The 6635-nt window shown below is 68.5% G+C and carries 8 protein-coding genes; all 8 read left to right on the top strand.

From position 1 onward, the window contains the following. The first annotated feature begins 121 nt into the window (after positions 1 to 121). The 8 genes from AB0N89_RS40805 to AB0N89_RS40840 all read left to right on the top strand — a co-directional run bounded on the left by AB0N89_RS40805 (position 122) and on the right by AB0N89_RS40840 (position 6432). Complete coding sequence (locus AB0N89_RS40805) at positions 122 to 739, top strand: DUF177 domain-containing protein (RefSeq protein WP_364217063.1); 618 nt, start codon at positions 122 to 124, stop codon at positions 737 to 739. Between the two features lie 72 nt (positions 740 to 811). Beyond that, positions 812 to 994, top strand: a complete 183-nt coding sequence (gene rpmF / locus AB0N89_RS40810; RefSeq protein WP_005160412.1) for a 50S ribosomal protein L32 — start codon at positions 812 to 814, stop codon at positions 992 to 994. A 15-nt stretch (positions 995 to 1009) separates the two neighbouring features. After that, positions 1010 to 1756: a ribonuclease III gene (gene rnc / locus AB0N89_RS40815; RefSeq protein ID WP_364217066.1), complete on the top strand. Its 747-nt coding sequence runs from the start codon at positions 1010 to 1012 to the stop codon at positions 1754 to 1756. A 111-nt stretch (positions 1757 to 1867) separates the two neighbouring features. Next, positions 1868 to 3220: a polysaccharide lyase 6 family protein gene (locus tag AB0N89_RS40820; protein ID WP_364217069.1), complete on the top strand. Its 1353-nt coding sequence runs from the start codon at positions 1868 to 1870 to the stop codon at positions 3218 to 3220. 91 nt (positions 3221 to 3311) lie between these two features. Then, positions 3312 to 4172, top strand: coding sequence for a bifunctional DNA-formamidopyrimidine glycosylase/DNA-(apurinic or apyrimidinic site) lyase (mutM, locus tag AB0N89_RS40825; protein ID WP_364217072.1), 861 nt, complete (start codon positions 3312 to 3314; stop codon positions 4170 to 4172). Positions 4173 to 4240: 68 nt separating this feature from the next. Next, positions 4241 to 4681 (top strand): helix-turn-helix domain-containing protein, encoded by a 441-nt coding sequence (locus tag AB0N89_RS40830; protein ID WP_093932905.1) that lies wholly within the window; start codon positions 4241 to 4243, stop codon positions 4679 to 4681. Beyond that, on the top strand, positions 4682 to 5245 hold the full coding sequence (locus AB0N89_RS40835) for a hypothetical protein (protein WP_364217075.1): 564 nt from the start codon (positions 4682 to 4684) through the stop codon (positions 5243 to 5245). It abuts the gene before it with no gap. After that, a complete protein-coding gene (locus AB0N89_RS40840; protein ID WP_364217078.1) occupies positions 5242 to 6432 on the top strand; it encodes an MAB_1171c family putative transporter in 1191 nt (396 codons plus the stop codon). Before AB0N89_RS40835 ends, AB0N89_RS40840 begins: the two co-directional genes overlap by 4 nt. Positions 6433 to 6635: the final 203 nt, after the last annotated feature.

A 6635-nucleotide genomic window follows, 5' to 3' on the forward strand; every position in this document is an offset into this window, starting at 1 on the left:
GGACGAAACACGTCGTTTTGCCCTTCATTGGGGGACCCAGAGTCCCTCAAGGAGGCCTTCACGGACCGGCGGCGGACCGTGCCCGAAAGTGGGTGGCGGGGACTGCGTACCCTGGTAACCGATGTCTGAGAACAAGTCGCCGCAGGCCAGGCCTGCGCAACTGGACGACCGGAGCCCGTGGGTGCTCGACACCCGTGAACTCGGCCGTCACGCCGGCCTGAGCAAGGCCGTCCAACGCACCGTGCCCGTCGAGACCGCGCTCGGGGTGCCCGACGTCATCACCATCGACGCCGGCTCCGACCTCGAACTCGACTTGACGCTCGAGTCCGTCGTCGAGGGTGTGTACGTCAGCGGTACGGCGTCCGCCGTCGCGACGGGGCACTGCTCGCGGTGCCTCGACCCGATCACCGAGGACGTCGAGGTCGATCTGACCGAGCTGTTCGCGTACCCGGGCTCCGCGACCGAGGAGACCACCGACGAGGACGAGATCCCCCGTCTGGTGGACGACCGGATCGACCTCGAGCCGACGGTCCGCGACGCGGTGGTGCTGGCACTCCCGCTGGCCCCGCTGTGCACCGAGGACTGCCAGGGTCTGTGCATCGAATGCGGTGTCAAGTGGGCCGATCTCCCGCCCGGACACGGGCATGAGAAGATAGACCCTCGGTGGGCCGCGCTGGTCGATCGTTTCGACAACGAAACGGGCGATGACCAGGCCGATGGCCCCGGAAAGCAAGCCTGACGAGCACCAGCTCGTTCCGGAGAAGCAAGTTCGCTCGCGACCGCGGGCAGACCGTCTGAAGGAGATCTACTCGTGGCCGTCCCGAAGCGGAAGATGTCGCGATCCAACACCCGCGCGCGCCGCAGCCAGTGGAAGGCGGCTCCGGTTCAGCTGGTGCCCTGCTCCAACCGCGCCTGCAAGCAGCCGAAGCTCCAGCACATCGCGTGCCCGGCCTGCGGCCAGCACAACGGTCGCCAGGTCGTCGAGCCCGCCTGATCGGCAGCTGACGACATGGGGGGCAAGTCGGCCGGTGGACCGCCCGCCGACCCCGCACCACTGCTCGAAGCGCTCGGGATCACCATCGAACCCGGGCTGCTGACGCTGTCGCTGACCCACCGTTCTTATGCCTATGAGAACGGTGGGTTGCCGCCGAACGAGCGCCTCGAGTTCCTCGGGGACGCGGTGCTGGGTCTGGTCGTCACCGACCACCTCTACAACACGCATCCCGACCTGGCCGAAGGTCAGCTCGCGAAGCTCCGCGCCAGCGTGGTCAACATGCACGCACTGGCGCGGGTCGCGCGCGGCCTCGGCGAAGGCGGGCTGGGCAAGCACCTGCTGCTGGGCAAGGGCGAAGAGCTCACCGGCGGCCGGGACAAGGCGAGCATCCTCGCCGACGGGCTCGAAGCCGTCATCGGTGCCGCGTATCAGCAGCACGGCATCGACGTCGCGCGCAAGCTCGTGCACCACCTGTTCGACGGTCTGCTCGCCGAAGCGCCGCTGCGCGGTGCCGGCCTGGACTGGAAGACCAGTCTCCAGGAGCTGACCGCGTCGGCAGGGCTCGGCGTGCCCGAGTACAAGGTCGAGGACACCGGTCCCGATCACCGCAAGGAGTTCAGCGCCACCGTCCTCGTCGGCGGGCGTGAACTCGGCTACGGCTCGGGGACGACCAAGAAGGAAGCCGAGCAGAAGGCCGCCGAGACGGCCTGGCGCCAGCTTTCGGCCGAACTCGACATCGAGCAGCCGCCGAAGACGACCTGAGTCCTCCTCAGCGGGACGGTTCGTTGACGGCCCAGTCGGTGAATCAGTAACCTCGACGCAGTCCGCCGCCACTCATGCGACCTTCCCGGTCGCCTTCCGAGAGGTCGGCGGATGCGTCTTTTCTGCCTTGTCACAGCGACCGTGCTGGCGCTGACGGCAGGTCCTGCCACGGCTTCGGCCGCCCAAGTCGTACGAGTGACGTCGCTCGGCGCGTTGCAGTCCGCCATCGACAAGGCCAACCCGGGCGATGAGATCCGGCTGGCCGACGGAAGCTACTCGGCGGGTTCGGCGATCTCGATCACACGGTCCGGATCGGCGAGCGCGCCGATCACGATCACCGCGGAAAACGTCGGCAAGGCCGAGATCAAGGGATCCGCGGGCTTCTCGTTCTCCTCGAACGCGTCGAACGTCGTCCTGCGCGGCTTCAAGCTCCGGCACGGCGGTTCGCTGAGCGTGCCCGTCGGCAGTACGCACAACCGGCTGACCCGGCTCGACGTCCAGCTCGCCGGCGGCGGCAACTGGGTCACGCTCAACGGGGACGACACCGAGTTCGACCACAACGTGCTGCAGAACCGCACCAGCCAGGGTGTCTTCCTCCAGGTGCTCGGGCCGTCGGACGACATGGCGAAGCGGGTCCGCGTGCACCACAACTACTTCTTCAACCACCAGTTCACCGGGTCGAACGGGGGCGAGTCGATCCGGTTCGGGCTGAGCGACCACCAGAAGTACAAGGCAGGCGGGGTCGTCGAGTACAACCTGTTCGAGCGGGCGGACGGGGACTCCGAAGCGATCTCCGTGAAGTCTTCGGACAACGTGGTCCGGTACAACACGATCCGCGACAGCCGCGGGTTCATCGTGCTGCGCCACGGCGATCGCAGCGTGGTGGAGGGGAACATCCTGCTCGGGAAGTCCGGGATCCGCTTCCACGGCAACGACCACAAGATCGTCGGCAACTACGTGAACTCCACCGCGAACCGCGGGATCGTGTTCGGCTCGGGCGACGAGGCCGACAGCGGACCGGACAGCAAGCTCCACGACCGGCCCGATCGCGTCGTGGTCGCGTACAACACCGTGGTCGGCACCACCGACGGGATCCACGGCGACGGCGGAGACTTCAAACCCAAGGACTGCGTGCTGGCGAACAACATCCTGCAGGGGACGGGAACGCTCGTGAGCATGCCGGGCGGGTCGGACGTGAAGTACGAGGGGAACATCGCCTGGGGCGGGCCCGCCGGAATGCCTTCGAGTGGCTACAAGTCCGTCGATCCCCAGCTGACGCAGGATTTCCGGCTGTCCGCGGGAAGCCCGGCGATCGACGCCGGTGTCGGGTCCTATCCCTTCGCGGGGACCGACATCGATCTGCAGGCGCGGTCCGGGAAGTTCGACGTCGGGGCCGACGAACTGCTGGCCGGTGGGACGCGGAAGGCGTTGACGAAGGCGGATGTCGGGCCGCTCGCTCCCTGACGCCGGAGGGCTGAAGGGAACTTTCGTCGCATCACATGCGGGGAAAGTCCCCTTCAGCCTCCGTCCGCCGCCCAGTGGGAGAATCGACGGTATGCCCGAACTCCCCGAGGTCGAGGTGGTCCGTGCCGGGCTCGAGGCGCATGTCGCCGGCCGGACGATCACCGACGTCGAAGTCCTGCACGCCCGCGCGATCCGCCGTCACGAACTCGGCGCCGAGGACTTCAGCGGACGCCTCTCCGGCACCAAGATCACCGCCGCCCGGCGCCGCGGCAAGTACCTGTGGCTGGAGCTCTCCGACGGCCAGGCCATGCTCGCGCACCTCGGCATGAGCGGCCAGATGCTCGTCCAGCCCGACGACGCGCCCGACGAGAAGCACCTTCGCGTGCGGTTCCGCTTCGCCGACGGCGGGCCGGAGCTGCGCTTCGTCGACCAGCGGACCTTCGGCGGTCTCGCGCTCGCGGAGCTCACCGAGGTCGACGGGACGGCGTTGCCGGGCACCATCGCGCATATCGCCCGCGATCCGATGGACCCGCGGTTCGACCTCGACCAGGCCGTCCGCGCGCTGCGGTCGAGGCGGACCGAGATCAAACGCGCCCTGCTCGACCAGACCCTCGTCTCCGGCATCGGCAACATCTACGCCGACGAGGCCCTTTGGCGGTCCAAGCTCCACTGGGCCCGCCCGACCGACAAGCTCACCGCGGCCCACGGACGCACCGTGCTCACCGCCGCGAGCGAGGTGATGGCCGCCGCGCTCGTCGCGGGCGGCACGTCGTTCGACGCGCTTTACGTCAACATCAACGGCCAGTCCGGATACTTCGACCGGTCGCTCGACGCCTACGGTCAGGAAGGACTGCCCTGCGGCCGGTGTGGAACGGCCATCCGGCGGGACCCCTTCATGAACCGTTCGTCGTTCTCCTGCCCGCGGTGTCAGCCGAAACCCCGGGTGAGGTGAAAACTGACGTGTATGAATGGGGGCGGGAAGTCAACTAGCATGAACGGGCACGACATGTAGGGAGTGGGATGGTGGCCGCGACCGAGCCCGGCAAGACGACGCTCGCCGACAAGATCGACAAGCTCTTCCAGATCGTGCTGAGACCCGATCGTGAGCCGTACAGTCACGAGGAAGTCGCCAAGGCCTGCCGAGAGGCGACCGGCGAAAGCTTCTCGACGACGTACCTGTGGCAGCTGCGCACGGGGCGCCGCGACAACCCCACTAAACGGCACCTCGAAGCGCTCGCCCAGTTCTTCGGCGTCTCACCGGCGTACTTCTTCGACGACGAGCAGAGCGCCAAGATCGCCGAGGAACTCGCCCTGCTCGGCGCGCTCCGCGACGCGGGCGTCCGCGACGTCGCGCTGCGGGCCGTAACGCTTTCCCCCGACGGACTCGACACCATCAGCGACATGATCGACGCGATCGCCCGCAGGGAATCCGGACGGGGCGGCTCGAAGAGGGAGGCGTGAGTGGACCGCCGTCGTAAGGCGTTGTGGCGCCGCTGCCGGAGTCTCGCCGACGGTGTCAGCCTGCCCGAACCCTTCGACGCCGAGGCGTTCATCGCCGGACTCGCCGCCGAACGCGGCCGCCCGATCGAATTGATGCAGGTCAGCATCCCTTCCAGTGGCCCGTGCGGGCTTTTGATGAGCACCGAGCGCACGGACTACATCCTCTATCCGACCAACACCACCGCCCTGCACCGGCGGCACATCCTGCTGCACGAGGTCGGCCATCTGCTGTGCGGCCATGTCGGCGCGGACGCGGGAGCCGACGGGATCGCGCTCGACGCCGCCGCCAGCAAGACCCTCATGCCGAACCTGTCGCCCGAACTCGTCCGCCGTGTCCTCGGCCGCACGGGTTACAGCGCAGTCGAAGAGCAGGAGGCGGAACTGCTCGCGAGCCTGCTGGCGCAACGTGTCGCCCGGACGGCGGTGCGCGGCGCGGCGCACGTCGACGAGAACGCGAGCGACCTCGCCGGCGAGAAGGCCAGGGTCGACAACCTCTTCGGCAGCCGGAAACGACGCCTGCCGTGACCGAGACCATCGCGTACTTCTGTTGCGTGGTGGCATGCGCGGGGTTCGGGTACAAGCTGATCCAGGCCCGGAACACCCAGCCGGTGCGGCGGATGTGGTTCCTCAGCGGCTTCGGGATGTGCATCGCGGGCGGCATCATGCTGCTCACCCCGGCCATGGAGAACGCCGTCGGCGTCGAAGAACCCATCGGCAGCCTGCTGAACCTCGCCGCGGACGTGCTCAAGATCGGCGCGATGGCCTTCGCGGTCGCGTTCGCGCATTCACTGAAACTGGGGGAGGGCAAGCGGATCAGCCGGCACGCGATGCTGTCCTGGATCGTCGTCGCGGCGGAGATCGCGCTCTTCTTCCTCTCCGACAGCTACCGCGTCGGCGTGCACACGGCCGCCGGGCCGGGCAGGCTCGGCTGGTTCGTCGCGTACAACGTCCTCTTCCTCGTTTACGGCCTGATCAGCCTGCTGACGTTCTCGATCGTCTTCGCCCGCTTCGCGCGCCATGCCGATCCCGGCCCGCTTCGCACCGGGCTGTGGCTGCTCGTCGGGGGCGGGATCTCCGCGCTGGCCTGGACTTTCTGGGACGTCGACGACATCTACGTCCTCGCCACCACCGGCACGGTCGACGCCGGTGAAGACACGCTTTCGGCGGTTTTGGCGGCGCTGAGCGTCGGGCTCGCCGGGGCGGGCGCGACGCTCAGCGTATGGGGACCGGCCCTGGCCACCCCGTTCCGCCTGATCGGCCTGTACCGGACGTACCGCCGGATCGAGCCGTTGTGGACCGCGCTGCGCGAAGCCGTCCCGGGAATCGCGCTGGACCCGGGGCCCGGTATGCCCGGCGGCGTCGAGTTCGCGTTGTACCGCAGGGTCATCGAGATCCGGGATGGTCATCTCGCGCTGCGCCCGTACTTCGATCCGGAGGTCCCGGCGATCGCGGAAGCCGCGGCCCGCGACGCGCGGATCCCCGAAGCCCGCGTCCCCGCGACGATCGAGGCCGCCGCGCTGGCCGCCGCGATCGTCGCGTCCGAAGCGGGCCGCCGGTACGCCCCCGACGACGTTCCGGCGACCTACCTCGGCGAACCGGACATCGCCGCCGAAGCGGCGTGGCTGGTGGAGGTCACGCGCGCCTGGCGGCGGTCCACTGTGGTCGGACGCGTCCGGGACCACGCGCGGGAATCCCTGGTGGCCCAGGCATGACTGCCACGAACGCCGCAACCGGGAAGGGGCAAGGTGGCGTGTTGCGAAAGCCACTTTCGCAACCTTCAACGTTGCGAAAGTGGCTTTCACAACACGTTCGTGGGTGGCGCGTGCTGTGGGGGCCGCGGCCCGGTGTCCTCCGGTCGCGCCCCAGTGTCGCGAAAGCCACTTTCGGGACGTCAGGTGTCTCGAAAGTGGCTTTC

The sequence above is a fragment of the Amycolatopsis sp. NPDC089917 genome, assembly GCF_040684635.1.
GTDB lineage: Bacteria > Actinomycetota > Actinomycetes > Mycobacteriales > Pseudonocardiaceae > Amycolatopsis.

Bases quoted from the DNA above. Each gene is read 5' to 3' on its own strand.
- AB0N89_RS40805 (WP_364217063.1), top strand. From the start codon at position 122: ATGTCTGAGAACAAGTCGCCGCAGGCCAGGCCTGCGCAACTGGACGAC.
- rnc (WP_364217066.1), top strand. From the start codon at position 1,010: ATGGGGGGCAAGTCGGCCGGTGGACCGCCCGCCGACCCCGCACCACTG.
- AB0N89_RS40820 (WP_364217069.1), top strand. From the start codon at position 1,868: ATGCGTCTTTTCTGCCTTGTCACAGCGACCGTGCTGGCGCTGACGGCA.
- mutM (WP_364217072.1), top strand. From the start codon at position 3,312: ATGCCCGAACTCCCCGAGGTCGAGGTGGTCCGTGCCGGGCTCGAGGCG.
- AB0N89_RS40830 (WP_093932905.1), top strand. From the start codon at position 4,241: ATGGTGGCCGCGACCGAGCCCGGCAAGACGACGCTCGCCGACAAGATC.